This is a genomic window from Mycobacterium tuberculosis H37Rv (assembly GCF_000195955.2).
GTDB lineage: Bacteria > Actinomycetota > Actinomycetes > Mycobacteriales > Mycobacteriaceae > Mycobacterium > Mycobacterium tuberculosis.
In genome coordinates this window covers 2,199,769-2,225,377 of sequence record NC_000962.3, presented here as the reverse complement: position 1 = coordinate 2,225,377, position 25,609 = coordinate 2,199,769, and the positions used below count along the sequence as shown (strand labels likewise).

Below are 25,609 nucleotides of genomic sequence, written 5' to 3'. Positions count from 1 at the left end.
AGCGACACGAAGAATAAAATATGGGTAGCCGAAATCACTAAGCTACAGTGCTGGTGCACGCCATGAAAGACCGTCAATGACAAGGAGGACGGCCGAAATGCCCAAGGACCGACTGCCGGACTTGACGCCCACAGGAGCGTACGCACCGGCCAACAGCGGCATGACCATGGCAAGGCAGGACGGCCCTCGATGACCGGCAAGCTCGTTGAGCGGGTGCACGCAATCAATTGGAACCGGTTGCTCGATGCTAAAGATTTGCAGGTCTGGGAACGTTTGACCGGTAACTTTTGGTTGCCGGAAAAGATTCCGCTCTCCAACGACCTGGCATCTTGGCAAACGTTGAGTTCCACCGAGCAGCAGACGACGATCCGGGTGTTCACCGGCTTGACCCTGCTCGACACCGCGCAGGCGACGGTGGGAGCAGTGGCCATGATCGACGACGCGGTCACCCCCCACGAAGAGGCGGTCCTGACCAACATGGCGTTCATGGAGTCAGTGCACGCCAAGAGCTACAGCTCGATCTTCTCGACCCTGTGCTCGACCAAGCAGATCGACGATGCCTTCGACTGGTCGGAACAGAACCCTTACCTGCAGCGAAAAGCGCAGATCATCGTCGACTACTACCGCGGTGACGACGCGCTCAAGCGCAAAGCATCGTCGGTAATGCTGGAGTCCTTCCTGTTCTACTCCGGCTTCTACCTGCCCATGTACTGGTCGTCGCGGGGTAAGCTCACCAACACCGCCGATCTGATCCGGCTGATCATCCGAGATGAAGCCGTCCACGGCTACTACATCGGCTACAAATGTCAACGAGGTTTGGCCGACCTGACCGACGCCGAGCGGGCCGACCACCGCGAATACACCTGCGAGCTGCTGCACACGCTCTACGCGAACGAGATCGACTATGCGCACGACTTGTACGACGAGTTGGGCTGGACCGACGACGTTTTGCCCTACATGCGTTACAACGCCAACAAGGCGCTAGCCAACCTGGGATACCAGCCTGCATTCGATCGTGACACCTGCCAGGTGAACCCGGCCGTGCGCGCAGCTCTCGACCCCGGTGCAGGGGAGAACCACGACTTTTTCTCCGGCTCCGGAAGCTCATACGTAATGGGCACCCACCAACCCACCACCGACACCGACTGGGACTTCTAACCGCCCAGCGCGTCGGGGGCGTCGAGCACCACGCGACACCGGGCCCGATCGATCTGCTAGCTTGAGTCTGGTCAGGCATCGTCGTCAGCAGCGCGATGCCCTATGTTTGTCGTCGACTCAGATATCGCGGCAATCCAATCTCCCGCCTGCGGCCGGCGGTGCTGCAAACTACTCCCGGAGGAATTTCGACGTGCGCATCAAGATCTTCATGCTGGTCACGGCTGTCGTTTTGCTCTGTTGTTCGGGTGTGGCCACGGCCGCGCCCAAGACCTACTGCGAGGAGTTGAAAGGCACCGATACCGGCCAGGCGTGCCAGATTCAAATGTCCGACCCGGCCTACAACATCAACATCAGCCTGCCCAGTTACTACCCCGACCAGAAGTCGCTGGAAAATTACATCGCCCAGACGCGCGACAAGTTCCTCAGCGCGGCCACATCGTCCACTCCACGCGAAGCCCCCTACGAATTGAATATCACCTCGGCCACATACCAGTCCGCGATACCGCCGCGTGGTACGCAGGCCGTGGTGCTCAAGGTCTACCAGAACGCCGGCGGCACGCACCCAACGACCACGTACAAGGCCTTCGATTGGGACCAGGCCTATCGCAAGCCAATCACCTATGACACGCTGTGGCAGGCTGACACCGATCCGCTGCCAGTCGTCTTCCCCATTGTGCAAGGTGAACTGAGCAAGCAGACCGGACAACAGGTATCGATAGCGCCGAATGCCGGCTTGGACCCGGTGAATTATCAGAACTTCGCAGTCACGAACGACGGGGTGATTTTCTTCTTCAACCCGGGGGAGTTGCTGCCCGAAGCAGCCGGCCCAACCCAGGTATTGGTCCCACGTTCCGCGATCGACTCGATGCTGGCCTAGACTCGCGAGGACCGCGCGGTGGTCACTGCGCGGATTTGGGGCGGCGGAAATGAGTGTTCGGTGCGCCCACTGCGGTGACTCACCTGCAGCGCCGGCATCGACAGGCCGGGAGCTCAAGAATCGTCGCTAGAGAATCTATGGTGCGTTAGAGGATTCCCTGCTAGACAGCCTTGGTGCGGTGGTCGGCCCGCGGACGAGAGGATATGCGATCCACAAGCTGGGTTTCTGCAGCGTCGTCATGCTCGGGATCAACTCGATAATCGGCGCCGGTATCTTCCTAACTCCAGGTGAGGTGATCGGGCTCGCAGGACCCTTCGCGCCGATGGCCTATGTTTTAGCTGGCATTTTCGCGGGTGTCGTGGCGATCGTCTTCGCGACGGCGGCAAGGTACGTCAGAACAAACGGTGCCTCCTACGCCTACACAACGGCCGCATTTGGGCGCCGGATCGGCATCTATGTCGGTGTCACCCACGCCATTACCGCGTCCATCGCTTGGGGGGTGTTGGCTTCTTTTTTCGTCTCGACGCTGTTGCGAGTGGCCTTCCCCGACAAGGCCTGGGCCGACGCCGAGCAACTGTTCAGTGTGAAGACGCTGACGTTTCTCGGCTTTATCGGCGTGCTGTTGGCCATCAACCTCTTCGGCAACCGGGCGATCAAGTGGGCCAACGGAACGTCAACGGTAGGCAAGGCATTCGCGCTCTCGGCATTCATTGTCGGCGGGCTGTGGATCATCACCACCCAGCACGTGAACAACTACGCAACGGCGTGGTCGGCATACAGCGCGACCCCGTACTCGTTGCTTGGCGTCGCCGAAATTGGCAAGGGCACGTTCTCGAGTATGGCGCTGGCCACGATTGTCGCGTTGTACGCATTCACCGGTTTCGAATCGATCGCGAACGCCGCCGAAGAAATGGACGCGCCGGACCGGAACCTGCCGAGAGCTATACCGATCGCGATCTTCTCGGTTGGCGCGATCTACTTGCTCACCCTAACGGTAGCGATGCTGCTCGGATCGAACAAGATCGCCGCGTCGGACGACACCGTGAAACTGGCCGCGGCCATCGGAAACGCTACCTTCCGAACGATCATCGTCGTCGGAGCCCTGATATCGATGTTCGGCATCAATGTCGCGGCCTCGTTCGGTGCACCGCGGCTTTGGACCGCGTTAGCGGACAGCGGGGTTCTGCCGACACGCTTGTCACGCAAGAACCAATACGACGTGCCGATGGTCTCCTTCGCAATTACGGCGTCGTTGGCGCTCGCATTCCCGTTGGCGCTGCGGTTCGACAACCTGCACCTGACCGGCCTGGCGGTGATCGCCCGATTCGTCCAGTTCATCATCGTGCCGATCGCTCTCATCGCATTGGCGAGGTCTCAGGCAGTAGAACATGCTGCTGTGCGGCGAAATGCGTTCACCGACAAGGTGTTACCGCTTGTTGCGATCGTGGTCTCGGTTGGGCTGGCAGTGTCCTACGACTACCGCTGCATCTTTCTAGTGCGGGGTGGTCCGAACTACTTCTCGATTGCTTTGATCGTGATCACGTTCATCGTGGTACCGGCGATGGCTTATCTGCACTACTACCGAATCATTCGCCGGGTTGGCGATCGGCCGAGCACTCGCTAGATTCCGTTGGCGCTGAGCTCGAACGGGAGAACACAACGGCGAGCGATGGCGGGAATAGCCTGGTCGGTGCGGGCAAGATTTCAACCTGCATTCCCGGATCGGCGGCGCGGGCAAGCGTCTGCAACGCCGAGGGACTGTAGGCACGTAGTGCGCTGATAAAGCCGTCGTGCATGCTCGAGCGCATCGACGACCATGGCAGCAGCAGTAGGTGGAGCGGCAGTAGCAGCACCGAAGAGAGCGTGAACGACAGCGGTTTCTGCCGTTTGAGGTCGATGATCAGAAAGCGCTTCCCCACCCGGGTGGCCTCGGCGATCGCTTTGCAGGCGACCGTAGGCGGCAGGTGGTGAAATGCCAGCGCGAAGACCGCCAGGTCATAGCTGTGGTCGTGGCCGTCGATTGCGGTGGCGTCGATCACTTGGGTGCGTGCTCGCGGATGTGTTCCCAGCTCTCCCGCGGCGATGTTGGCCACCGAGGTGGGATCTAGATCGCTGATCGTCACCGTCGCTGTCGGGTGTAGCTCGAGGATTTTCGCTGAGAGCTTGCCATGGCCCGCACCAAGTTCCAGGATTCGCGGGTTGGGAATGTCAGAAACAAGTTTCAGGGCTATCCGGGCGTACTTCTCGTGCAGGTTGGTCAGGGTGCCCACCCGGTCGAGCACCCCGATGATCTTCTGTTTGACCTCATCGGGCACATCGTCGCGGTCGAGGTACTCCAGTGCGTCGGTCTGGAATCGACGATCCAGCCAAGACGCGTCGGGGCCACCCCGTGGCATCGTGGCGATCGCCTGCTCGCGGATGTTCGCCTCACCCATGGCAGCTCTTCCCCTCTCGACGTCCCGTGTTCGCAATGCTATGAGACCGCTGACCGGGCTCCCCAGCCCGCCGGTCGCGCGTGCTTAGCTACGTAGCAGAGGGGCCGTCACTTCGAGGGCTGCCGCCACTCGGTGATCTTGCGGCCCAATGAATCGGCCGCGTTCGAGGCTGCCCGTCCCACGCCCTCGACGATGCCACCGAATCCGTCGCGGATACCTTTGATCAGCGGGTCGTTGGACTGGTCGAAGCCGTCCCGGTAGTACCGGGCGGCCGCGCCAAGGTCGTCTGCAAATTTGGCGTTGCCGTCGTCGGCCCGACGCGGGTACTCGCCGGCTATCACCTTGGCATAGCCGCCGGTGTCCACCCAGTGAGTCAAGGCGGCAGCCCGCAGCACAGAGAACGGATGGGTCTGCAGCTCCAGGTTGAGCAGCTTGAGCACCCCGTCGCGCATATCGCCGGATGTCTCGTATTCCCGGGCCTGAGCCAAGAAGGCCTCCGAGTCCAGCTTGTCCAGCCGGCAGCCGCCAGCGAGCTTCATCTCCACCCTGAGCGCGGTGTCCAAATCCTGCGCGCACAGCAACCCAGCGCGATCGCCGGACAGCTCCGATTTGCGCTGCCATTCCAGCAGCGCAGCCACGATTGCGCGCAGCGCCCAGCCGCCAACCGGCAAGACGCCGAATGACCGGGCCAACCGCAGCAGATGCATCATCATCGTGCGGTACACCGCGTGGCCGGACAGTGCGTGGCCGAGCTCGTGGCCCATCACGAACCGCATCTCGTCGTGTGTCACCAGGTCGTACAGCCCCGAGGTGATCACGGTGAATGGCTTGCCCATGCCGATGGTGAAGGCATCCGCGATTGGTGACTGCATCACGTAGAGTTCGGGTTTCGCCGACGCGTCCAGCACATCCACGCATTCGTCCAGCAGCGCGTCGAGGTCGGCGAACTGCCGCGGCCCGACCCGTGCCGCGCTGGCCAGGTACAGCAGCCGGTGCTGCCGTTCCCGCAACATCCCCGACATCAGCTTCAAGATCTGGTCGAAGCCTTTGAGCCGGCGCAGCGCGGAAAGGGCGGTCCGGTCGGCGGGGTGCTCCCACGCTCTTGAGCTGATCTCGGGAAACGTTTTGCGGGTTGTAGCGGGTGTCTGAGACATGGCTCGGTCCCCTCGTTGGTCCGGTCTTCAGAATACGGCGCGCCGACCAGCAGGTTGGTTGGCGAAACCGCAGCCCAGCACCCTGGGAGGCCACACACCAGGAGCCAGTAGGTCGAACCGCTTTTCGCGAAATACCGTCCATCTGCTCGACGAAATCCGTGACCTTTGCCGTCAGATCACTGACATTACGCTCACAACTCGCAGCGTAGTTTGAAAGTGAGTTGGCGGTTAGCGAGCGCACATCTGCCCAGGCGACAACCTGGTCCGGAGGGCCGATCTGAGCACCCGATTTACCAACCTGAGATTGGCCATCGACCCCTGGGGTCAAAGATCCCGAGGTCATTAACGCCCTTGGGGCTTTGGAAGAGCGATTCGCGCTGGAGCATTACCAGAAGTTCCAGCAAGAGCTGAAGAAGCACCGAAAGCGCAGATGGTGGTAGTGCGGCAAACGCATAGCCGGCGTCGACACACGCGGTGAGGTGGCGCCGTCGTACCGTGAGGTGTGCGGTGGATTGTCGACGGTATGAACGTGATCGGAAGTCGTCCGGATGGTTGGTGGCGCGACCGCCATCGCGCGATGGTGATGCTGGTGGAAAGGCTCGAGGGGTGGGCCATCACCAAGGCTCGGGGCGACGACGTGACGGTGGTGTTCGAGCGGCCGCCGTCGACCGCCATCCCGTCATCGGTGGTCGAAGTGGCGCATGCGCCCAAGGCGGCCGCCAACTCGGCCGACGACGAGATCGTCCGGCTGGTCCGATCCGGCGCCCAGCCACAAGAGATTCGTGTGGTGACATCGGACAAAGCGTTGACCGACCGGGTCCGAGACTTGGGTGCGGCAGTCTACCCGGCAGAACGGTTCCGTGACCTTATCGACCCGCGCGGGTCGAACGCGGCCCGCCGCACGCAGTGATTAGGGCTCCGGCGATCGAAGACGCCTCAGATGCGCTGCTGGAACTGCCGGTCTCCCACGCGGTTAATCTCCGGTGCCCGGCCCAGATCTGGCAGCCGCGGAACTCAGCGGTGCGCTAGCGACCGCCTACTGCGGCGGCATTGCGGGCGGCGGGTACACGCCGCGCAGGATCCATGGCAGCCAGTTGATGCCGTATTCGATCTCGTCGCTGGCGTCGTAGTCGGGGCTGGGGTCGATAGGAACGTTCTCTTGCGCGGCCACCGGGGACGGCGGTCCGGTTACCGCTCCCCTGGGCGGCATCGCGGAAGGTCGATCGGGCTGTCCGTAAACGGCCACCACGACGGTGCGATCCGGGCTGTTTTCTGACCACACCCCGATCTGGGTGTTGGCGCAGTCGGACATGATCGCGAAAAACGCGGGGTTGTAGTACCACTGGTTTATCAACTCGATGCCGCTGATCGCTACGGCGGGATTGATCGCCACGGTTTCAGCGACTTTCCCGCGGAAGCCGGCGGCATGCGCGCGGTCTTGCGGTGTGGATCCGTCAGAACCGGTGTCGTCGTTGAGGTGCCGGTTGTTCAGCAGATCGAGGGTGTGCCATTGGGCGGCCAATTGTAGTTGCGGGTTGATCGTGACGTCGTTGGTGCAGCCGGCCTGACGTTGAACGGTGTAGACGTTGGCGACCACGCCGTCGTTGAGCCGCTTGTCGTCGGCCCGTGCGGCGGGAGCAGCCATTATGGCGACGGCGGTGGTCGCGGACAAGGCACACGTGGCCGATGCTCGACGCGACATGTCAGTCCCCTTACCTCAGCCCGAGCGCCGATTGTCGACTGCGGAGTTTCGCAACTGCCAGATCAGCGCGGGGCAGAGTTCGTTGACAGCCTGGCTGAGCAGATACGAGGCCTGGTATTGGTCGCGGGTGTCGAAATCAGCCTTGACGTCGGCGATGATCTGTGCGTAAGGGCGGCCCCGAGACACCTTCTCGCAGAGGCCATGTCCGTAACTCAACGCGGCGTCGGCGTTGGCGAAGTTGTAGCCCGGGCGTACCGTCACGTTGACCAGATAGGCGACCACGTCGGCGCGTGCGTGTGGTGGCACCGCCGCCGTCACGACACCGCATAGCAGCGCACCCACGAAAACGCCGGCGGCAAGGGTCTGCTGGGGCATCAATGATTGGCGCTGCACTGGTGCCCCCCGTCAGATCGGTTCGAATTGCGAGATCAGCCAACGCCCGTTGATGTTGTCGAGGGTCACCCGAACGCTGGAAGCGGCGGTGGTCGGCGCGTCCTTGCCGACGGTGATGGTCTGGTTTACGAACAGCAGGACGACGGCGCGGTCGGCGGAAGTCGACACCGACGCCGCGGCCGCGACGGTGGCCACGGCCGAGATCTGCTTCTGCTGTGCGCCGGGGATCACCACGTCGTGGGTCAGCTGTGTGTAGGCGTCGAGGAACGTGCCCGTGAGCCTGCTTCGCGCGCTCTCGAGGTCATGCTGCACGGTGTCGGGCCGGTAAGACAGCAGCGCGGTGGTGCCGTCGGTCGCGGCCCGCACGGATTCCGCACGGGCAACCGCGGCGTCGCGGACGGCGCCGTCCTGCCATTTCAGCAAGCCCGCGCCACACGTCAGCGCCAACGCCAGCCCGGGCAGCAGCCCGTAGGCGATCACCCGCGACCAGCTCACGGCACGAACCCGACGTCGGACACCTTGACCCGGTCGCCGACCCGCTGCACGGTGATGCGCATTCGCCACGCTCGTGGAACCGGGTCGGCTTCGCCGGCATTCGACGTTTGCACGGACACCGCCACCAGCGCCTGGGCCGTGTCGGCGGTCTGCGTCTGCAGCCCGGCCTCGGTGATCGTGCCGACCGTGCTGGCCTTTGCGTGCCTCAGTACTTCGACGAAGGGCTGGGACCGCTGGGCGAAGTCGTTGTAAAACTCGCCTGTGGCGCCGTCCAGAATGCGGCGCACATCCGCCTCGGCGTTGCGCCAGTCGATGGTCGTTAGGTTCAGCGCGCACTGCCGGGCCGCTTGCAGGAAGTGACCACGCTGGTCCTGCGCATGGCGTGCCCGCTGGACGCGAAATCCCCAGCAACACAACAGCACCGCCAAAGCGACGACGACGACCAGGCCGAACAGCAGCATGCGCCGCGGCGCCGACATGGATGGTTTGGCTGGGGCCGGCGACACGCCGGCTGCCTCAGCGATCTCCGATACGGCGTCATCCTCGGCGTCGGAATCCACTGCTACCGACATCGTGTCCTCCCTCCATCACCGTCAGCTGCCCGGCGGCAGCAGCATCGTTTGCCATGTCTGCGGGATGTCCTGGCCGGACCCCAAACCCGGCACCGTGGCGTTGGGGTCGCCCTTCCAGTTGTAGCCGTCGTTCAGCGGCAGGTATGGCGCGTCGCTCTCGCATAACTTCACGGTGGGTGCGCGCTTGCCCGGCACGGTTTCACAGGGGATGTTGCGGGCGCCGCGCACGTTAAACGGCGAATCCTGGGGCACCCGGCAGTACAGATCACCGGCCGGGCGATCCGGGTAGTCCTCGAACGTGGGAATGCGCCGCTGCTGGGCCGGCAGAAAGCCGGTGGTGCACGGCGGCGGCAGGTTCAGGTTGAGGTTGAAGCTCAGATACTGGCCCCGGTAGGCCTGCTTGGTGTTGAGGTTGGCCAGGATGCCGGCCTGTTCGGCGGCGATGGCCATGGGGAACACCACCAGCAGCTGTTCGATGTCGTTGTGATAGGTGAGTGCGACCTGGCCGACGCTGACCAGGTTGGCCAGCAGGATGGGCACGGTGGGTTGTAGCCGCTCGAGCAGTTGGCGCGTCTCCCCCAACGCCGGACCGCCCCGGTCGATGAGATCGCCGACCGCCGAGTCGTGTGTCTGCAATTGGCCGGTGACTGCGGCCAGCTGTGCCGCCCAGGCCGCGATCGCATCCGAGGTGTGGGTCTGCGAATCCAGCACCGGTCCTGCCCGGTCGATCAGCGCCACCAGCGGATCGAGATTCGCGCGAGCATCGATCGCCAGTTCCGCCGAGCCCTTGATCAGCCGGGAAAGTTCGAGCCCTAACCCGGCCACCGCGGTGTACGACTCGTCGATGACGGTCTGCAGGTTCTCGTGAGGTATTGCCTCCAATGCGGTGTTGGCCGCGCTGAGCAGGTCGTTGATGTCGGGCGGCACCGAGGTGTCGGCCAGCGCAATGACATCGCCGTTCTTCAGTGGCGGCGAGGCGGCGTTGCGCGGCAACAACTCGACGTAGGTTTCGCCGATCGCGGTGTGGCTGTGCACCTCGGCCTTGAGGTCCGACGGGATATCGATGCCCGATTTCAGGGCCAGCACCGCTTGCACCCCGGTGTCGGTGAGCCGCACCGCTGCCACCCGGCCCACCTCAAAGCCGCGGTAGGTGACATTGCCGGTGCGATACAGCCCACCGGCTTCGACCAGCTCCATCGTCACCGTGTAGCGGCCGACGCCGAAAAGCATCGCCGGCAGCCTCACGAAATGCAGGAACGTGATGGCCAGCACGCCCACCGCGATCACGGTAAAGACGGCCAGCTGAACGATCACTCGGCGCGGTAGATGCAGCATCTAGGGCCCCTGATCCCAGCGGTAGGCGATCGTCAGCGGATTGCCCGGGGTACCCCGATAGCCCGCGGTACACGGGCTGGGGAACTGCCCAATGGTGCGACCCCACTGCAGCTCGAGCTGGGTCAGATGACACTCCCAGCGGGTGCCGGTCAACAGGCCCTGGTCGATGCGGCTGAGCGTGAGGTCGACGATCGCGGTCAGGTTGGCGTATTCGCCGCGCTGGAAATTTTGGAACGTCTCGTTCGGGAACGGGAACGTGGCCAGCAGGGACAGCGATCGGGTCAGCGCCGGACCGGAATTGGCCAGCGACTCCAACACCGGTCCGAGTTGCCGCAGTTCGGTGACCAGGTTCGCGGTGGTCTTGTTGACCGAGTCGACGGTCAGGGCGCTGAACTTGCTCAGCTGCTCGGCAGCCTCGACGAGCGTGTCCCGCTCATCGGCCAGCACCGCGAGCGCGTCGGGGATGGTGGCCAGGGCCCGATCGAAGACGGGTTGCTGGTCGGCGAACTTGCCGACGAGGCGGTTGAGGCTGTCGGTGGCCGCGATGATGTCACCGGACTGGTTGTTGAGGTATGCGGTGAAGGTGTCCAGCTGCCCAATCAGCCCGCGCAGATCGTGCTCACGGCCGGCAAACGCGGTGCTCAACGCCTCGGTGATGTCTTGAACCTGGCCCAGTCCGCCGCCGTTGAGCACCAGCGACAGCGCTGCCAGCGTCTGCTCGGTGCTTGGGTAGGCGCTACCGTGTGACAGCGCAATGAGTGAACCGTCGCGCAGCTTGCCTTGCCGCGCTTCGCCTTTCGGTGGCGCCAGCTCGATGTGGTAGGAACCCAGCAGGCTGGTGGTGCCGATCTTGGCCGTTGCGTTGGCGGGCAAATCGACGTCGCCATCCAGCCGCATGGTCACCAACGCGTGCCAGCCTTGGCGCTCGATTTTCGTGACGTGGCCGACCGTCACGTCGGCAACCCGCACCCGCGAGTTCGGCTGGATGTTGTTGACATCCGGCAGCTGCGCCTGGACCGCGAAGGACCCCGGGCCGTTGCCCTGCGTGCCGGGCAGCGGCAGCGAATTCAGCCCGCGCCAGCCGCAGCTCGCTACCACGGCCGCGATCATCACCAGGGTCAGGCCGATCCTCACGAGCCACCCCCCGGCGGCATCATCATGCCGCGCAGGCCGGTCGCGGGATCGACGGTCACGGCCGCGGCCGGATCTGGCGGCGTGTCCGCAACTGGTGCAACGTAATCGGGCCGCAGCCAGTCCTCGCTGTAGGTGACCTCGTTAGGCCTGGCCTGCGCCCCGACGAACAGGTTCGCCCCCAGCGGCGGGTAGTTGTACTGGCGGTTCTTCACGATCGGCGCCAGGTATTGCACGCACAATTTGGCCGCTTGCTCGCCGCCCAGCCGGGAGGCAGCCTGGATCGCGCCGCACAGGAAGGCGATTGGGTTGGCCATGTTGTTGCCCGCCAGCGCGCCGGTCAGCGCGCCGTTGGCCGGTTCGAAGATGTTGTTGAAGTTCTGCAACACCGTCGGGCTGATATGCAGCGTCTGCTTGATGTCGTCGAGGCTGTCGACCAGCGCGGTGGTGATTGACGCGAGCTTGTCTGATGCGGTGCCGATCGCCTCGCGGTGCTCGGCGGCGAAGCTGCCGACGTCGGCTACGACCGCGTTGAGGTCCTCGGCTGCCTGACCGATCTTGTCCGGGCCATCGGCCAGCAGCGAGGTCACCGCGGCCAGGTTGTGGTTGAGCCGTTCGAGCAGGTCAGCGCTGTCATGCAGCGCCGTGACCAGCGTCGACAGGTTCGTCACGGTGGAGAAGATGTCTTTGCTGTGGTCACCGAGAGCCGAAATCGCTTGTGACAGTTTGATGATGGTGTCGCGGATGGTGGCGCCTTGCCCGCGCAGGTTGTCGGCGGCAGTATTGATGAGCGCACCCAGCGTGCTGACGCCGCCCGGCCGGGTGGGCTGCAGCAATGCGGTCAGCCGCTGAAGTTGCGCCCGCAAGTCGTCCCACTCCACCGGCACCACGGTGCGCTCTTGCGGGATTACTGTGCCGTCGGCCATGGTCGGCCCGCCGGCATACGGCGGTGTCAGCTGGATGGCCCGGCCGGTCACCAGTTGCGGCGACAGGATCGCCGCGGCGGCATCGGCGGGGACTCGGTATTTGCGGTCGAACCAGAACGAAATCTTGGCGCGCAGCGGTTGCGGTTCGATCTTGACGATCTTGCCCACCGGCACGCCCCGAATGAGCACGTCGTCACCGGCGAACACACCGTTGCTGTTGTCGAAGTAGGCGACCACGGTCGTGCGGGCGGCGGCGTCGGCGGTGCGCATGGCCAGGATCACGCCCGCGACCAGCACCAGGGCGGTCGCCAACACCGAGCGGGCACGTCTGAGTTTCGTTGTCACGGTTGGTCTCCCGGCTGCTGCGCGGGCGGGCCGGGCGGCGGCCCGCCGGGCGGCGGCGCGGGCGGCTCCGGCCGGTACGGATAGCGCGGATCGCCGGGATTGCCGGTGATCGCGTCGGGCAGCGTCAGCCGCGGCTCACCGCCCTGGCCCGTGCGCGGGTAGGGCATCGGCAACGGCGGGGTTCCGGGTTGACCGGTCGGTGGGTCGGTCAGCTGCGACGGCAGCAACGTGGCCGGGTCGAGCCCCAGGTCGGAGAACGCGGCGCTGATGAACGGTTGCACGAACTGACCCGGCAGCAGGTTCACCACGTATGCCTTGAAGAACGGGCCCGACGACAGCGACTCACCCAGCGACATGACATAGGTGTTGATCAGCGGGATGGCCTGCCGCACACGCTCTTTGCGGTTTTCGACGATAGCCAGCACCCCGTTGAGCTTGTCCAGCGCCGGGCGCAGCTGCTGGCGGTTCTCAGCGATGAAGCCCCGCAGTTGTTCGGCCACCGCCGAGATGTTCGCCCAGATCCGGTCCAGGGCGGCGCTTTGGGTGCGCAGCTGCGCCAAGACCACATTCGTGTCGCGCACCAGGCCGACGATCTGGTCGGTGCGGTTGGCCAGCACCCCGGTGGCTTTGGCCGCGTTGGCCAGCAGGCTGCGCAGTTGGTTGTCGCGCTCATCGAGGGTTTGGGCGAGCCGGGCCACCCCGTGTATGGCGTTGCGGAAGTGCGCCGGCGTATCGGCAAAGGTCTGCGCCAGGGTGGCCAGCGATTCGGACAGCCGCTCGGTGTGCAACCCGCTGATCGTGGCGGCCAAATCGCCAAGGGCGTCGGGCAGTTGGTAGGGCGACGTGGTCCGCTCGATCGGGATCGGAGAATCGAGTCGGCCGTCCCCGCGGGGGGTGACGTCGAGGAACTTGCTGCCCAACAAGCCCTTGGTTTTGATTGCCACTTCGGTGCGGTTTCCGAGTCGGACGTCGGTGTCGACCTTGAACTCCACCAGCACGCCCGGTCCGTCGAGCGAGATGCTGGACACTTTTCCCACCGGATAGCCGGAGACCTCGACGGTGTTGCCGGTGCGCAGCCCGCCGGCGTCGGCGAAATAGGCGGAGACCCTGGTGCCCTGGTTGAAAAACGGCAGCCGCTGGTATTGCAGCGCGGCCAGCGCAACGGCGGCGACGACGACGATGCCGACTGTGCCGATGGCCAGACGGTTGCGTTCGGCGAAGGATTTCATTTCGGCGCGCACCGCCCGCTGTCCTGACCGGCCAGCTTGATGTACACCGGCTGGCCGCCCTTGCCGTTGACCTTGAGCACGACGTCGCACAGGTAGAAGGCGAAGAAGTCGCCGTACATACCCTGGCGGACCAGCGCCTGGTATTTGTCCGGCAGCGTGTTGAGCAGATTGTCGAGGTAGTCGTGGTCGGCGGCCGCGATGCCGGCCACCCGATCGGTCTCGCGAACCACCTTCGCCAACGGCGCGCGAGCCTGCGACAGCAGATCGGCGACCGAGCCGGCGGCGGCGTTGGTGTAGGCCACGGCGTTGGAGATGTCGGTCTTGCGTTGCGCGAGCCGGTGAATCAACGCTGATAGCGACGTCACCGCCTGGTCCAACCGATCGGTGTGAGCGCCCAGCGAGCCCAGCACCACGTTGAGGTTGGTGATCACCTGCCCGATCAGCCGATCACGGTCGGCCAGGGTGTTGGTCACGGCCGCGGACTGGGCCAGCAATGACCCGATCGTGGGCCCCTGTCCGGCAAACGCGTGCAGCAACTGTTCGCTCAGCGCGTTGACCTGCTCGGGGTTCAGCGCACGAAACAGCGGCTTGAATCCACCGATCAGGGCATCCAGATCCAACGCCGGTTGGGTGCGCGCCAACGGAATCGTGTGACCGGGACGAAGAACGGCGAGTCCGCCGGCCCCTTCCTCCAGCGCCAAATAGCGGTCACCGAACAGGTTGTCGTAGCGGATCACCGCCCGGGTGCCCCGCGTGAGGGTGACCGAGTTGTCGGCGGTGAACTGCACCCGCACCGTCGCGTCGGGGTTGATGGAGATCCTGGTGACCTTGCCGACCTCGACGCCGGCGATGCGCACCAGCTTGCCCGTTCGCAGATTGGACACGTTGGCGAACTCGGCGTAGTAGGTCTTGCCGTCGCCGAAGCGCACCTCCCCGAAGACGGCAATCAGCAGGAACGCCGTCAGCAGGCATACCGCCAGGAAGACGCCGAGGCGCACCACGACGCCCCCCAGGTTCTCCCTCATGGCTGCTCCCCCGCCGCGGGGTTGGGCCCGATCGCCGGCCCGGGGATGCACTGACGGATCGACGGCGGCTCGGGCACCGCGCGGGTCACCGGGAAGTAGTTGGCCCAGCAGGGATGCCCGATGCCGGGGTTGGGCCGGATGTCCAGCCCGGTTCCCCATCCGGTGTTGGTGACCAGCTGGCGCACCGGGAAGTTGTGGGTGGCATCCGGCAATGGCCCGCATCCCGGCCTTCCGCCGGGACCCCCCTTGGCCGCGACAACCGGCAGGTTGTCCGGATAGACATAGGGGTCGTTGCCGAACAGTAGCGCCACATCGAGTTGTAGCGTGCGCCCGTCGGCCCCGCCCCAGGCCGCATAGCCGCCGTTGTCGAGATACCACTTGGCGCCCTGCAGGAAGCAGGTGTATTCGGGGTTGTACTTGAACAGCAGGCTCGTGGTCGGCGCCAGGATGTCGGCCGCGCCGACGAGATTGTCTCGGCTGCTGCCAAGCAGGTTGGTGCCAGCGTTGGATAGTCCGATGGCGTTGAGTAGCAAGGCATCCAGCTGCGTCGAATGATTCACGACGGTCGCACTGGTGGTGCTGGCGGCGTTCAGGATCGTCAGGATGTCTTGGGCGGCCGCGTCATAGGTGTCGGTGAAGTTCTTGAGCGATCGCCAGTTGCCGCCGATGGTGTCGCCGCGTGCGTTGAGTGCCTCCAGCACCTCGTTGAGGTCGGTGGTGGCCTGGCCTATCCGTTCACCTTGCCCGCGAACGGCGTCGGCGACCGCGGTCAGCACGGCGTTCAGTTTCAGCGGGTCGATCATGTTGAGCAGGTCGACGACGTTTTCGAAGACGGTGTTGATTTCCGTGCTGACGTTCTTCGAATGCAGTACCGCCCCAGCGGACAGCCGTGCACGACTTGGGTTTTGCGGCATCACCAGGTCGACGAACTTGGCACCGAATGCGGTGGTGGCGCTGATCTGTGCCTCGACATTGGCCGGGATGTACCGGATCTGGTCGGGGTCGATCTCCAGTCTGAGGCTCGCCCCGTTCTGGGCCCACTCGATCCGACCGATCTGGGCGACCCGGCCGACCTGCACACCGCGCATCATGACCTTGGCGCCGGAGTCCATCACCAGCCCGGAGCGGTCGGCCGCCAGCGTCACCGGCACAGTCGACCGCAAGCTGCCCGTGAAGGACACCGCCGTCACCAGGACAGCCACCCCGATCACCGCGAACAGGATCAGCGTCCACCACGCGTCGTGCAAACGGTGTCGACCCGGCCCGCGTCTCATGTCACTAGGTCGCCAGGTGAAAGTTGGGCGACTGGCCGTAGATGGCCAGCGTCATGACAAGGATTGCGATCGACGCGACGACCATCGAGGCACGCACGGCCCGGCCGACCGCCTCGCCAACCCCGGCCGGCCCGCCATGTGCGGCGTAGCCGTAATAGGTGCACACCAGCATGATCATCAGAGCGACCACGACGACTTCAACCGACGACCAGAGCACGTCGGTCGGGCGCAGGAACGTGTTGAAGTAGTGGTCGTACACGCCCGACCCCTGGCCATAGATGGCGGTGGTGCCGACGCGCGCGGCCAGGTAGGCCGTCATCAGTCCCACACAGAACAGAGGGACGGCCACGACCACTCCGGCCAGCACCCGGGTGCTCGCCAGGTAGCTGATGCTGCGGATGCCGATCACCTCGAGCGCGTCGATCTCCTCGTTTATCCGCATCGCCCCCAGCGCAGCGGTGGTACCGGCACCGACGGTGGCCGCTAGCGCGACCATCACGGTTCCGGGCTGAATCTCGCGGGTGTTGAAGAAGGCCGACGCGAAGCCGGTCAGCGCCTCCACACCCACCGAAGCGAACTGGTTGTAGCCCTGCACGGCCACGATCGCGCCGGTGGTCATCGCCAAGAACCCGACGATCGCGACCGTTCCACCGATCACCGCAAGAACCCCGGTCCCCAACCCCATTTGCGCGATCACCCGCAGCAGCTCGCCGCGGTAGTGCATGAGGGCGTCGGGAATCCCGGCCAGCGTGCCGACGAAGAACCGCATCTGCGATCCCATCCGATTCCATTCGCTTACAAGGGCTTTCGCTGCCGTCATGGGTTCACCTCAGGACACCATGAATGGGATGCCGACCGCGGTGACGACGATGTTGATCACGAACAAGACGATGAAGGCAAACACCACGGTTTCGTTCACCGCCCGGCCGACTCCGGCCGGGCCGCCACCGACCGACATGCCCTTATAGCAGGCGATCAGTCCGGCCATCAGCCCGAACAACGTCGCCTTGATCATCGAAATGACGACGTCCACGGTGTGGGTCAGCGTGGTAAGCCCGGTCACCCATGCCCCCGCCGAGACGTGCATGAGAAACACCGAGCAAAAGAACGCGCCGATCAGCCCCGTCGCGGTCACCACCGAATTCAGCGCCAACGACACCGTGGTGGCCGCCAGCACGCGCGGAGCCGCTAGCGCTTGGATCGGGTTGATGCCCATCACCCGCAGTGCGTCGAGTTCCTCACGGATGGTGCGCGCACCCAGATCGGCGCACATGGCGGTGGCGCCCGCGCCCGCGACCACCAAGACCGTGACGATCGGGGCGCTTTGGTTCACGGTGAAGATCGCACAGCCGGTGCCGGAAAAGTCCGCGGCACCGATGTCGGTCAGCAAGACGTTGAAGAGAAACCCCGAGATCACCGCCCATGGGATCGTCATCAACACCCCAGGCAGCGTCGACACCCGCGCCACGAACCAGCACTGAAGTAGGTATTCACGCCACGCGAAAGGCGGCTTGAACATGCACACGGACGTGTCGAGCGTCATCGCGAAGAAATCGCCCAGCGCGCCCACCGGCCGCAAGACCGGATCAGCGACCCGACCGGCCGCCTTGTCGGCCACGATTACCATGGCGCGGCGCACCAGCTGGATTCGATGCTGGGCCGTTGGGTGAGGTGGCGCACGCTGGCCCCCCGGACAGGTCGACGATCGGTGACATTGGTGAGCGTACGCGGCAGAACCGCTGATGTCCATAGCCAATACGCGATTGCTTGGACAACTGATCGGTAAATAGCAATGCAAACTGGCATATATTGGCTATGATGTATCTTGCTAGTATCCTATAGCGCGGGGCGATGTGCTCTGCTGCCTTGGCGGCCGACAGGCGCATCACCGGTCAAGCCGTTGGCTCGAGTCACGCTGGCGAGGCACCACGATCAGGCATCAACAGCGCGCCCGACGGGCGGTGATCGGATGCCGCATCCTGACCGCCTCGATTCGGGCCCGCCGACCAGAGCCTTCGCGACCGGCGAGGTTGCCACCATGGTCGTCGAAGCAACTTGCTGCTAACGAGCCTGTAGTTTTGCCAGCCCCCACTCGCGCTTTGTCTGCAGGTTTTCAGGCTCAGCGACGGCTCATGTCGTTGCGCACGGCGAATTCGTCGACCGCCTCCTGGGGCGCGAGGAGCGCGATATGTCTATTACTGATATGCACTCTAAGAAGGGTGATAAGGATAAATTGCAATGTAATCGCGTATACAGGCGCGATGATGTATTTTGTTAGTCCGATATTGAGGATCGAGCAGGGGTGATAGGGATGCCCGATACCACGGAGGCTAGCGAGTCTCTCGTCCGAGACTTCCTGGGGTCTTGGCAGCAGCACAGCCTCGAAACGTCACCATGAACGACGGCCGGTAAGTGTCGCACCCGGTGACCGGCGCATTCGAGGTGAAGAATGAGCGGGGTGAAGCTGAGGCGATGCTGCTAGCAGGATTTGTGATTCCGGTGCGCAAGAAGGGGGTTCGAGCCGATGGCATCCGTCGCCCAACCCGTTAGGCGCCGCCCAAAGGACCGGAAGAAGCAGATTTTGGATCAGGCCGTTGGACTGTTCATCGAACGTGGCTTCCATTCGGTCAAATTGGAGGACATTGCCGAGGCGGCCGGGGTGACCGCGCGCGCGTTGTATCGCCACTACGACAACAAGCAGGCGTTGCTCGCCGAAGCGATCCGAACCGGCCAGGATCAGTACCAGAGCGCGCGTCGTCTCACCGAGGGCGAGACGGAGCCGACGCCGCGGCCGTTGAACGCCGATCTGGAAGACCTGATCGCCGCGGCGGTCGCCTCTCGGGCGTTGACGGTGCTGTGGCAGCGCGAGGCCCGCTACCTCAACGAGGACGACCGCACGGCGGTCCGGCGCCGCATCAACGCGATCGTCGCCGGCATGCGTGACAGCGTGCTGCTGGAGGTGCCCGATCTGAGTCCACAGCATTCGGAGTTGCGGGCGTGGGCGGTGTCCAGCACTTTGACCAGCCTGGGCCGGCACAGCCTAAGCCTGCCGGGCGAGGAACTGAAAAAGCTTCTCTACCAGGCGTGTATGGCCGCGGCAAGGACGCCTCCCGTCTGCGAATTGCCGCCACTGCCGGCCGGTGATGCCGCACGCGACGAGGCCGACGTGCTGTTCTCCCGCTACGAGACCCTGCTGGCCGCGGGCGCGCGGCTGTTCCGTGCGCAGGGCTATCCGGCCGTCAACACCAGCGAAATCGGCAAGGGAGCCGGCATCGCGGGCCCGGGGCTGTACCGTTCGTTTTCTTCCAAACAGGCCATCCTGGACGCGCTCATCCGCCGCCTCGACGAGTGGCGCTGCCTGGAGTGCATCCGAGCGCTACGAGCGAATCAGCAAGCGGCACAACGGTTGCGCGGCCTTGTCCAAGGGCACGTTCGGATCAGCTTGGACGCTCCGGATCTGGTGGCAGTGTCGGTCACCGAACTGTCGCACGCCTCTGTCGAAGTACGCGACGGCTACCTGCGAAATCAGGGCGACCGCGAGGCCGTGTGGATCGACCTCATCGGCAAGCTGGTACCCGCGACCAGTGTCGCCCAGGGGCGACTGCTGGTCGCGGCGGCGATTAGCTTCATCGAAGACGTCGCTCGCACCTGGCATCTCACGCGCTACGCCGGAGTCGCCGACGAGATCAGTGGCCTGGCGCTGGCGATCCTGACCAGCGGGGCAGGTAACCTCTTGCGCGCATAGCATGTAGAACAAATAGGTAGTACATTATCGGTGTGAATGAGGTGTCCATACGAACGCTCAACCAGGAGACGTCCAAGGTCCTGGCCCGCGTCAAGCGCGGTGAAGAGATCAACCTGACTGAGCGCGGCAAGGTTATCGCCCGAATAATCCCGGCTTCTGCCGGCCCTCTCGACTCACTGATCAGCACCGGCAGTGTGCAACCGGCGAGAGTGCATGGCCCGGCGCCTCGGCCCACAATTCCGATGCGCGGCGGTCTCGACTCGGGAACGCTGTTGGAGCGCATGCGCGCCGAGGAGCGGTACTAGCGCGTGATCTACCTGGAAACCTCGGCGCTGGTCAAGCTAATTCGGATCGAGGTCGAATCTGACGCTTTAGCTGATTGGCTCGATGACCGCACCGAACTACGGTGGATCACATCGGCTTTGACCGAAGTTGAGCTATCCAGAGCCATCCGCGCAGTCTCCCCAGAAGGGCTACCGGCGGTGCCCTCCGTGCTAGCCAGGCTGGACCGTTTCGAAATCGACGCGGTCATACGCTCCACCGCGGCGGCCTACCCCAACCCAGCACTGCGCTCGCTCGACGCGATACACCTAGCCACTGCTCAAACCGCCGGATCCGTTGCACCATTGACCGCGCTGGTTACCTACGACAACCGCCTTAAGGAAGCCGCCGAGGCCCTGTCGTTGGCGGTCGTCGCACCCGGACAAGCGCGATGAAGCCGGGACGAGATCACTGCTATCGCGCTGGCTATCGTACGGCCGGCCTTGGTCACCTCCCGCTCTCGACGGTCTCGTAGGTTATCCATGACGCGGTGATGGTGAACGACACCAGATCGGGTGGCACCTGAAACCGTAAACCCATTGATGCCGGGATCATCAGGCCCTGCTTGGGTGCGCGGTCTTGGGCGTCGTCGTCGGTGTCGGCGTCGTTTCGTCGGCCGCGTAGGCCGGCACGCCACCGCCCTCGGCGAGCGCCTCGGCGTTGGCACGGGCCTGGACCGCGTTGTCGTCGATGAGCGCGGCGCCGGTCAGCTTTACCGGGGCGAGGTGCCCGACCAGGTATTGCGAGCGCGGGCTGAACGGCAACACCTCCTGCGGGCCGCGGATCGGGCCGAGCAGCTCACGCGCCAGGATGTCGACCAGGTTCTCCCGGACGGTGATCGACGTGCCGTCCGGCTGATACGTCAGCCGATATGCCGCTTCGGTGGTGTCGATCATCCAGTGTCGCCTCACCCTCTGACATGTCTGGGCGCGCCGCGCCTGGTGCGGCCATGCCGATCCCCAGGAGATTCTGCCGCTGGGGCTTGGGGTGTCCCAGGGGCTAACACCTACTACCAACAATTGGTATTGTGCGTTCGTGGGTAAGAACACGTCCTTCGTCCTCGACGAGCACTACAGCGCCTTCATCGACGGCGAGATCGCCGCGGGCCGCTACCGGTCGGCCAGTGAAGTCATCCGCTCCGCGTTGCGACTGCTCGAGGACCGTGAAACCCAGCTGCGCGCGCTTCGTGAGGCTCTCGAGGCCGGCGAACGCAGCGGCAGCTCGACACCGTTCGACTTCGACGGATTCCTCGGTCGTAAGCGGGCTGACGCCTCGCGTGGCCGGTGAGTAGCCGATACCTTCTCTCGCCTGCCGCGCAGGCACATCTGGAAGAGATCTGGGACTGCACCTATGACCGTTGGGGTGTCGATCAGGCCGAGCAGTACCTGCGCGAACTTCAACACGCTATCGACCGTGCTGCGGCAAACCCGCGGATCGGACGAGCGTGCGACGAGATTCGCCCCGGCTATCGCAAGCTCTCGGCCGGGTCACACACGTTGTTCTATCGGGTGACTGGCGAAGGCACCATCGACGTCGTGCGAGTCCTGCACCAACGGATGGACGTCGACCGGAACCTCTGACTCGATCTTGAGGAAGAATGGCCGGCCGCATTTCCCGTCAGCCGGGGGATGATCCCGACACCATCCATTGGCGCGGTGATCAACGCGAAGATCTCCCATCGCGCCTGTCGGACATTCCCGAGGCCTACCGACATACACCCCCGCCGATACCTACCTCGGAAACACGGCGGAACGAACCCCCGCCGGTTGTCAATGAACCCCGGCGGTATGCGAATCCGCTGTAGGCGTGGCGACAAGAGCCGTAAACTGCTGTCCCGCAGTCAAGTTCAACCTCTTGTCGGCCGACCCGCCAAGATTCCCTCCCCTGCGGCTAACGCTCCACCTTCCCGGGCTCGAACCGCATCACCCGTGTTCGAGAACCTTGAACTGAGAGCCGCGGCGGGCCTTGCCTTTGGATTTCGCCTTCGCCCCTTCGGTGGCACGGCGGCGGATTCTCCACCAGTAGCGGCCCAGGATCTCGACCCGTGCCGCTGGGCTGACAGTCCAGCGCTGCATCTGGCGGTAGGTGTGGAAACCATGGTCGTCGGGCAGCTTGATTCACCCTCGTTTGGTCAGGGCGTTCCTCTCGTTGCCGGCCATTGGGCGCCGGGAGAAACCGGCATCGGCCGAGACAATATCTCAAGGGTCAACGGTGGCAGTGCGAGACGGCCGGTGAGGTCGTAGACGTATTCGCGGATGTACGGATAAAGCGCGAACCGCCCGGTCGTGGCGGCGTATGCCGTAAGTTCTTCTTCGGTGGGGTCGTCTTCACCTTCTTGCAAGTGGTAGTCGAACAGTGCCGCGAACTCGAAATCAGCGGTGGCTACGTCCTGTGTCTCGTCTTTGGTATCGCCTTCCTTGACGTCGTCGTCTGCCGCCTGGTTTTGAATGCGCAGGTGGCAAGAAATCCGCACCACAAATGCTGAGATAGTGGCCGGATCGGCATCCACAGCGGGTTCGAACTCGAGGTCGTAGGTCAGGCCCTGCGCAGGCTTGGGCGCACGATGGACAGCGGCCTGAGTGCGCAGCAGCCGGATATCGCGGATCTGTGCGCGGGCTGCCAGCCGCGCGCCAACGCGTTGCAGGTCAAGGTCGTCGGCGTCGGTTCGGTCAGTCATGCCACCTCAACCTGCCGAACCGAAATGTGGCGGGCCCAGTTCGTCTGCATCAGGATTTCCTTGTCTGCACCCACCCGGACCTGGTGGTCCCGTGCGGAGCCCCGATAAGAGGAGAGCCGATGCCACGTAGGCACTTCGCGAAGCGTGGGAACTTCGAGCACCAGCCGCAGCCGGGCGTCCAATGCACGGGCATAACGTTGCAGCGTAGACAGTTTGGGGTCGCTGGGTTCCTTCTCGAAACCGCTCACGGTGGGCTGGCGCACCCCCATACGCTTAGCAACCTCAACCTGGCTCAGCTGGCAGTGCTTGCGCAGCGCAATCAGCGCATCGACCAGCCTGCGTGCCTCCTCGGCGTCTTCGAGAGTGCCTTTGAAGCTGGGATCAGCCGCAATCGCCTCGGCAATATAGCCGGCGAGGTCGTCACCCAAAGGGAAGTCAATGCTCATGGTTGTGCTCTCCTAGCCTCGTAACAGTGGTTGGGCGTTGTTCAGATCGGTGGGGTGTCGCCGAAGGCTCTTTTCCAGATTTTCTGCCGGTCCAGGGCCGTCTCGATCTTCGTCTTGGGAGTCTTCTGCTGGTTCTTGTAGAACGCTGTCAGCGCTACGGGATGCTGGCCCCAGCGGAAGAACAGTACCCGGAAGTGGTTGTTCGCCTCATGCCATCGCAACTCCAGAATGTCGCCACGAATCGGTTTGATGCTCCCTGCGGCGAGGTCGCCGACGAGATACCGCTGCATTAGCACGATCAGCGCGGCCCGGGCCTGATCAGGAAGCTTGTCGAACTCCTTCTTGAATACCGGCCGGCCATCCACAGATGCCCGGAAGAACTTCCAGGTACCCATGGCGGCTGGATCAGGGGGCGGCACAGTTGGTCTTGTCCTGCCTCGAGTGGCGTCGTTGTCCGGCTTGGACGGGGCTCCGACGGTACCGGAGGGCAGCGACAAAGCACTTATGCACTTGGGCGACCCGCCGAGACGGTGCGACACCCATCCCGACGGCACAAGCTCAGCCGCGGCCGCTCTTGTTCTTCGTCGGATCGACGTTCACCCACTTCTGACCGGGCTTGGGCGAGGGAGGCAGACGGTGTCCCTTCGGAACGGTCACCTCGTTGCCACCGCCAACCGGGCGATACTGTCCCGACGTCGGAGCCGGCTTACCCGGGGACGTAGCTTTACGAGCCATCTGATCACCTCCTGTCCCAGACTCGATGACCACCAGCACCGGCATCCCACCCGCTGTCGCGCGGAACACGCCGGGTGTACAGTCGCAACCTGCATCCCCAATGCACACGACCCTGCCCCTGGCCATCAGACCCCGAGGTGGGGTCCTTTTCGTCTAAAACCAGCTTATACCAGAATATAGGCTGTAACCTATATGCCCAGCTAGGGGCTGCATGATGAGGTTTGTGCCCCGGCGGGCGAACACGAATATGCGCAGCACCTTGTCGTCGAACCAGCGCCGTAGGTGCTCACTCTGGGTCGGGTCGGTGCGTTCCTTGGCGATCACGCCTCGCTCAATCTCGGCCAGCGTTATCGCCACAACGAACTGTTCGGCGACTTGCACCGAGTCCGCCCACGCCGCCACGGCGGGGTGGCGTCCCGGCACGCGCAAAGCGGACACCACGTTGGTGTCCAGGACGTAGGTCACAGTTGCGGGGTGCGGGCGATCAGGCCGAGACGTTCGGGCTCGAAGTCGATGTCATGGCCACTGTCGGCGGCCAGCAGTACCGGCATGGGGACTTCTTCGCCCAACAATCCCGCGGTGAGGATCGCGCGGGCTTCCGCTTCGACGGAGTGGTGATGACGTGCAGCACGGACCCGTAGTGCCGCCTTGGTCCCCTCGGGAAGGTTGCGGATCACGATCTGCTCCATCGGAGATGACGATATCGCTTAATTGATATCGGATCGAGGTTGTCCGGCGGACGGCGGTTGCCCCGGTTGACTCCCGTGTTCGCGATCAGGCTGGCATACGCCGAGACTGCTTGAGTCAGCCAGCCTCGGTGCTGCCTCAGCACGAGCTGCGGTCACCCGGCCCGGCAGTAGTTGGCTCGACCTGCGATGAGTTGCCACCCTGTAGCTCGCTATTAAACTTTCCGAGGATGAAAGCCGGTGAGCTGCGGGTCAATATCCAACAGGTAGCGGCTACGGCCAGCCAATGGAGCGGGCGAAGCACTGAACTCAGCGTCCTTGCACCACCTCCGCTGGGGCAGCCGTTCCAACCCACCACGGCGGCTGTGGGCGGTGCCCACGCAGCGGTTGGTCTTGCCGTGGCGGCGTTTACCGCCCGGACACACGCCACGGCCAGTGCGGTCGAGGCGGCCGCGGCGGAGTATGCCAACAACGAGGCGGCCGCAGCGGCCGAGATGGCGGCCGTGCCGCAAACGAGGCTGGTGTAATTGCTGCCGACCCTGTCGCATATCCACGCCTGGGACACCGAACATCTCATCGAGGCGGCCTACTACTGGACGAAGGTCGCCGATCAGTGGGAAGACGTGTTCCTAGAGATGCGTAACCGATCCCACTTCATCGCGTGGGAAGGCGCAGGCGGTGATGGCTGCGACAGCGAACCGGCGCTGACCTACAGATAGTCAGTGGCATAGCCGAGCATTTGCGCCAAGCGAGTGGGCTTGCCCGTGAAGGCGCCGGAACCATCGGCGCAGCCCAGCGCAGGGTCATCTATGCCGTTCAAGATGCCCACAACGCGGGCTTCAACGTCGAAGAGGACCTCTCGGTCACCGACACCCGAACCAGCCGCACCTTCGCCGAACAAGCAGCTCGCCAGGCCCAAGCACAAGCATTGGCCGGGGATATCCGCCA

The 25,609-nt window shown here is 64.1% G+C and carries 33 protein-coding genes; 13 read left to right on the top strand and 20 right to left on the bottom strand.

Annotated elements, in window-relative coordinates; genetic code table 11:
- Positions 1-189 precede the first annotated feature (189 nt).
- From nrdF1 to Rv1979c, 3 genes are all read left to right on the top strand, one after another.
- Positions 190-1,158, top strand: coding sequence for a ribonucleoside-diphosphate reductase subunit beta NrdF1 (gene nrdF1, locus Rv1981c; protein YP_177853.1), 969 nt, complete (start codon positions 190-192; stop codon positions 1,156-1,158).
- Between the two features lie 190 nt (positions 1,159-1,348).
- Complete coding sequence (gene mpt64 / locus Rv1980c; RefSeq protein NP_216496.1) at positions 1,349-2,035, top strand: immunogenic protein Mpt64; 687 nt, start codon at positions 1,349-1,351, stop codon at positions 2,033-2,035.
- Positions 2,036-2,213: 178 nt separating this feature from the next.
- Entirely contained in the window at positions 2,214-3,659 is a 1,446-nt protein-coding gene (locus tag Rv1979c; protein ID NP_216495.2) for a permease, read from the top strand.
- On the opposite strand, the gene Rv1978 is transcribed toward Rv1979c, so the two are convergent.
- Positions 3,622-4,470, bottom strand: coding sequence for a hypothetical protein (locus Rv1978; RefSeq protein ID NP_216494.1), 849 nt, complete (start codon positions 4,468-4,470; stop codon positions 3,622-3,624). The two genes, Rv1979c and Rv1978, sit on opposite strands and share 38 nt — an antisense overlap.
- A gap of 107 nt (positions 4,471-4,577) precedes the next feature.
- A complete protein-coding gene (locus Rv1977) occupies positions 4,578-5,624 on the bottom strand; it encodes a hypothetical protein (RefSeq protein ID NP_216493.1) in 1,047 nt (348 codons plus the stop codon).
- 502 nt (positions 5,625-6,126) lie between these two features.
- Here Rv1977 and Rv1976c point away from each other — a divergent pair.
- Positions 6,127-6,534 carry a hypothetical protein gene (locus tag Rv1976c; RefSeq protein ID NP_216492.1) on the top strand — a complete coding sequence of 136 codons (408 nt, stop codon included), beginning with the start codon at positions 6,127-6,129 and terminating at the stop codon, positions 6,532-6,534.
- Between the two features lie 126 nt (positions 6,535-6,660).
- Here the strand turns inward: Rv1976c and Rv1975 are convergent, their stop codons facing one another.
- The 12 genes from Rv1975 to yrbE3A are packed head-to-tail and all read right to left on the bottom strand — an operon-like array spanning position 6,661 to position 17,678.
- Positions 6,661-7,326 (bottom strand): hypothetical protein, encoded by a 666-nt coding sequence (locus tag Rv1975; RefSeq protein NP_216491.1) that lies wholly within the window; start codon positions 7,324-7,326, stop codon positions 6,661-6,663.
- A gap of 15 nt (positions 7,327-7,341) precedes the next feature.
- Positions 7,342-7,719 carry a membrane protein gene (locus Rv1974; protein NP_216490.1) on the bottom strand — a complete coding sequence of 126 codons (378 nt, stop codon included), beginning with the start codon at positions 7,717-7,719 and terminating at the stop codon, positions 7,342-7,344.
- Between the two features lie 12 nt (positions 7,720-7,731).
- A complete protein-coding gene (locus Rv1973) occupies positions 7,732-8,214 on the bottom strand; it encodes an Mce associated membrane protein (protein NP_216489.1) in 483 nt (160 codons plus the stop codon).
- Complete coding sequence (locus Rv1972; RefSeq protein NP_216488.1) at positions 8,211-8,786, bottom strand: Mce associated membrane protein; 576 nt, start codon at positions 8,784-8,786, stop codon at positions 8,211-8,213. The genes Rv1973 and Rv1972 overlap by 4 nt, the downstream gene beginning before the upstream one ends.
- Before the next feature lie 21 nt (positions 8,787-8,807).
- A complete protein-coding gene (gene mce3F, locus Rv1971; protein ID NP_216487.1) occupies positions 8,808-10,121 on the bottom strand; it encodes an Mce family protein Mce3F in 1,314 nt (437 codons plus the stop codon).
- Positions 10,122-11,255 carry an Mce family lipoprotein LprM gene (gene lprM / locus Rv1970; protein ID NP_216486.1) on the bottom strand — a complete coding sequence of 378 codons (1,134 nt, stop codon included), beginning with the start codon at positions 11,253-11,255 and terminating at the stop codon, positions 10,122-10,124.
- Positions 11,252-12,523 carry an Mce family protein Mce3D gene (gene mce3D, locus Rv1969; protein NP_216485.1) on the bottom strand — a complete coding sequence of 424 codons (1,272 nt, stop codon included), beginning with the start codon at positions 12,521-12,523 and terminating at the stop codon, positions 11,252-11,254. Before mce3D ends, lprM begins: the two co-directional genes overlap by 4 nt.
- Positions 12,520-13,752, bottom strand: coding sequence for an Mce family protein Mce3C (mce3C, locus tag Rv1968; RefSeq protein NP_216484.1), 1,233 nt, complete (start codon positions 13,750-13,752; stop codon positions 12,520-12,522). Before mce3C ends, mce3D begins: the two co-directional genes overlap by 4 nt.
- Positions 13,749-14,777, bottom strand: a complete 1,029-nt coding sequence (gene mce3B, locus Rv1967; protein NP_216483.1) for an Mce family protein Mce3B — start codon at positions 14,775-14,777, stop codon at positions 13,749-13,751. Before mce3B ends, mce3C begins: the two co-directional genes overlap by 4 nt.
- The gene (gene mce3A, locus Rv1966) at positions 14,774-16,051 is read right to left on the bottom strand and encodes an Mce family protein Mce3A (protein ID YP_177852.1); all 1,278 of its coding nucleotides are present in this window, start codon (positions 16,049-16,051) and stop codon (positions 14,774-14,776) included. The genes mce3B and mce3A overlap by 4 nt, the downstream gene beginning before the upstream one ends.
- 4 nt (positions 16,052-16,055) lie before the next feature.
- Positions 16,056-16,871, bottom strand: a complete 816-nt coding sequence (gene yrbE3B, locus Rv1965) for an integral membrane protein (protein NP_216481.1) — start codon at positions 16,869-16,871, stop codon at positions 16,056-16,058.
- Between the two features lie 9 nt (positions 16,872-16,880).
- Positions 16,881-17,678 carry an integral membrane protein gene (yrbE3A, locus tag Rv1964; protein ID NP_216480.1) on the bottom strand — a complete coding sequence of 266 codons (798 nt, stop codon included), beginning with the start codon at positions 17,676-17,678 and terminating at the stop codon, positions 16,881-16,883.
- An 897-nt stretch (positions 17,679-18,575) separates the two neighbouring features.
- Between yrbE3A and mce3R the strand changes: the two genes are divergently transcribed.
- From mce3R to vapC35, 3 genes are read left to right on the top strand one after another with little or no spacing between them, the layout of a single operon-like run.
- Positions 18,576-19,796, top strand: coding sequence for a transcriptional repressor Mce3R (mce3R, locus tag Rv1963c; protein NP_216479.1), 1,221 nt, complete (start codon positions 18,576-18,578; stop codon positions 19,794-19,796).
- Positions 19,797-19,828: 32 nt separating this feature from the next.
- A complete protein-coding gene (gene vapB35, locus Rv1962A) occupies positions 19,829-20,101 on the top strand; it encodes an antitoxin VapB35 (protein ID YP_007410641.1) in 273 nt (90 codons plus the stop codon).
- Between the two features lie 3 nt (positions 20,102-20,104).
- Entirely contained in the window at positions 20,105-20,512 is a 408-nt protein-coding gene (gene vapC35 / locus Rv1962c; protein NP_216478.1) for a ribonuclease VapC35, read from the top strand.
- A 159-nt stretch (positions 20,513-20,671) separates the two neighbouring features.
- Here the strand turns inward: vapC35 and Rv1961 are convergent, their stop codons facing one another.
- Entirely contained in the window at positions 20,672-21,166 is a 495-nt protein-coding gene (locus Rv1961) for a hypothetical protein (protein ID NP_216477.1), read from the bottom strand.
- Here Rv1961 and parD1 point away from each other — a divergent pair.
- Genes parD1 through Rv1958c form a run of 3 tightly spaced genes read left to right on the top strand, consistent with a single transcriptional unit; the run spans position 21,153 to position 22,360 of the window.
- Positions 21,153-21,404 (top strand): antitoxin ParD1, encoded by a 252-nt coding sequence (gene parD1, locus Rv1960c; RefSeq protein NP_216476.1) that lies wholly within the window; start codon positions 21,153-21,155, stop codon positions 21,402-21,404. The two genes, Rv1961 and parD1, sit on opposite strands and share 14 nt — an antisense overlap.
- On the top strand, positions 21,401-21,697 hold the full coding sequence (gene parE1, locus Rv1959c; protein NP_216475.1) for a toxin ParE1: 297 nt from the start codon (positions 21,401-21,403) through the stop codon (positions 21,695-21,697). Before parD1 ends, parE1 begins: the two co-directional genes overlap by 4 nt.
- A gap of 48 nt (positions 21,698-21,745) precedes the next feature.
- Positions 21,746-22,360: a hypothetical protein gene (locus Rv1958c; protein ID NP_216474.1), complete on the top strand. Its 615-nt coding sequence runs from the start codon at positions 21,746-21,748 to the stop codon at positions 22,358-22,360.
- Here the strand turns inward: Rv1958c and Rv1957 are convergent.
- The 3 genes from Rv1957 to higB are packed head-to-tail and all read right to left on the bottom strand — an operon-like array spanning position 22,249 to position 23,659.
- Positions 22,249-22,794, bottom strand: coding sequence for a SecB-like chaperone (locus Rv1957; protein NP_216473.1), 546 nt, complete (start codon positions 22,792-22,794; stop codon positions 22,249-22,251). The genes Rv1958c and Rv1957 overlap by 112 nt on opposite strands.
- Positions 22,791-23,240 (bottom strand): antitoxin HigA, encoded by a 450-nt coding sequence (higA, locus tag Rv1956; RefSeq protein NP_216472.1) that lies wholly within the window; start codon positions 23,238-23,240, stop codon positions 22,791-22,793. The genes Rv1957 and higA overlap by 4 nt, the downstream gene beginning before the upstream one ends.
- Positions 23,241-23,281: 41 nt before the next feature.
- Positions 23,282-23,659, bottom strand: coding sequence for a toxin HigB (gene higB, locus Rv1955; protein ID NP_216471.2), 378 nt, complete (start codon positions 23,657-23,659; stop codon positions 23,282-23,284).
- Here higB and Rv1954c point away from each other — a divergent pair.
- The gene (locus Rv1954c) at positions 23,634-24,155 is read left to right on the top strand and encodes a hypothetical protein (RefSeq protein NP_216470.1); all 522 of its coding nucleotides are present in this window, start codon (positions 23,634-23,636) and stop codon (positions 24,153-24,155) included. The genes higB and Rv1954c overlap by 26 nt on opposite strands.
- Here the strand turns inward: Rv1954c and vapC14 are convergent.
- Both vapC14 and vapB14 read right to left on the bottom strand, forming a co-directional pair.
- Positions 24,129-24,440, bottom strand: coding sequence for a ribonuclease VapC14 (vapC14, locus tag Rv1953; RefSeq protein ID NP_216469.1), 312 nt, complete (start codon positions 24,438-24,440; stop codon positions 24,129-24,131). The two genes, Rv1954c and vapC14, sit on opposite strands and share 27 nt — an antisense overlap.
- Positions 24,437-24,652: an antitoxin VapB14 gene (gene vapB14 / locus Rv1952; RefSeq protein ID NP_216468.1), complete on the bottom strand. Its 216-nt coding sequence runs from the start codon at positions 24,650-24,652 to the stop codon at positions 24,437-24,439. Before vapB14 ends, vapC14 begins: the two co-directional genes overlap by 4 nt.
- 239 nt (positions 24,653-24,891) lie before the next feature.
- Between vapB14 and Rv1951c the strand changes: the two genes are divergently transcribed.
- Positions 24,892-25,188 (top strand): hypothetical protein, encoded by a 297-nt coding sequence (locus Rv1951c; RefSeq protein ID NP_216467.1) that lies wholly within the window; start codon positions 24,892-24,894, stop codon positions 25,186-25,188.
- Positions 25,189-25,380, top strand: a complete 192-nt coding sequence (locus Rv1950c; protein ID NP_216466.1) for a hypothetical protein — start codon at positions 25,189-25,191, stop codon at positions 25,378-25,380.
- The last annotated feature ends 229 nt before the right edge of the window (positions 25,381-25,609 follow it).

Coding starts and splice junctions, on each gene's coding strand:
- mce3F (NP_216487.1), bottom strand. CDS start 10,121: ATGCTGCATCTACCGCGCCGAGTGATCGTTCAGCTGGCCGTCTTTACC.
- Rv1957 (NP_216473.1), bottom strand. CDS start 22,794: ATGACTGACCGAACCGACGCCGACGACCTTGACCTGCAACGCGTTGGC.
- mce3R (NP_216479.1), top strand. CDS start 18,576: ATGGCATCCGTCGCCCAACCCGTTAGGCGCCGCCCAAAGGACCGGAAG.
- Rv1972 (NP_216488.1), bottom strand. CDS start 8,786: ATGTCGGTAGCAGTGGATTCCGACGCCGAGGATGACGCCGTATCGGAG.
- Rv1978 (NP_216494.1), bottom strand. CDS start 4,470: ATGGGTGAGGCGAACATCCGCGAGCAGGCGATCGCCACGATGCCACGG.
- yrbE3A (NP_216480.1), bottom strand. CDS start 17,678: ATGGTAATCGTGGCCGACAAGGCGGCCGGTCGGGTCGCTGATCCGGTC.
- yrbE3B (NP_216481.1), bottom strand. CDS start 16,871: ATGACGGCAGCGAAAGCCCTTGTAAGCGAATGGAATCGGATGGGATCG.
- higA (NP_216472.1), bottom strand. CDS start 23,240: ATGAGCATTGACTTCCCTTTGGGTGACGACCTCGCCGGCTATATTGCC.
- Rv1958c (NP_216474.1), top strand. CDS start 21,746: ATGATCCCGACACCATCCATTGGCGCGGTGATCAACGCGAAGATCTCC.
- Rv1951c (NP_216467.1), top strand. CDS start 24,892: ATGAAAGCCGGTGAGCTGCGGGTCAATATCCAACAGGTAGCGGCTACG.
- nrdF1 (YP_177853.1), top strand. CDS start 190: ATGACCGGCAAGCTCGTTGAGCGGGTGCACGCAATCAATTGGAACCGG.
- Rv1975 (NP_216491.1), bottom strand. CDS start 7,326: ATGTCGCGTCGAGCATCGGCCACGTGTGCCTTGTCCGCGACCACCGCC.
- Rv1954c (NP_216470.1), top strand. CDS start 23,634: ATGGCGGCTGGATCAGGGGGCGGCACAGTTGGTCTTGTCCTGCCTCGA.
- mce3B (NP_216483.1), bottom strand. CDS start 14,777: ATGAGGGAGAACCTGGGGGGCGTCGTGGTGCGCCTCGGCGTCTTCCTG.
- mce3C (NP_216484.1), bottom strand. CDS start 13,752: ATGAAATCCTTCGCCGAACGCAACCGTCTGGCCATCGGCACAGTCGGC.
- Rv1977 (NP_216493.1), bottom strand. CDS start 5,624: ATGTCTCAGACACCCGCTACAACCCGCAAAACGTTTCCCGAGATCAGC.
- mce3A (YP_177852.1), bottom strand. CDS start 16,051: ATGAGACGCGGGCCGGGTCGACACCGTTTGCACGACGCGTGGTGGACG.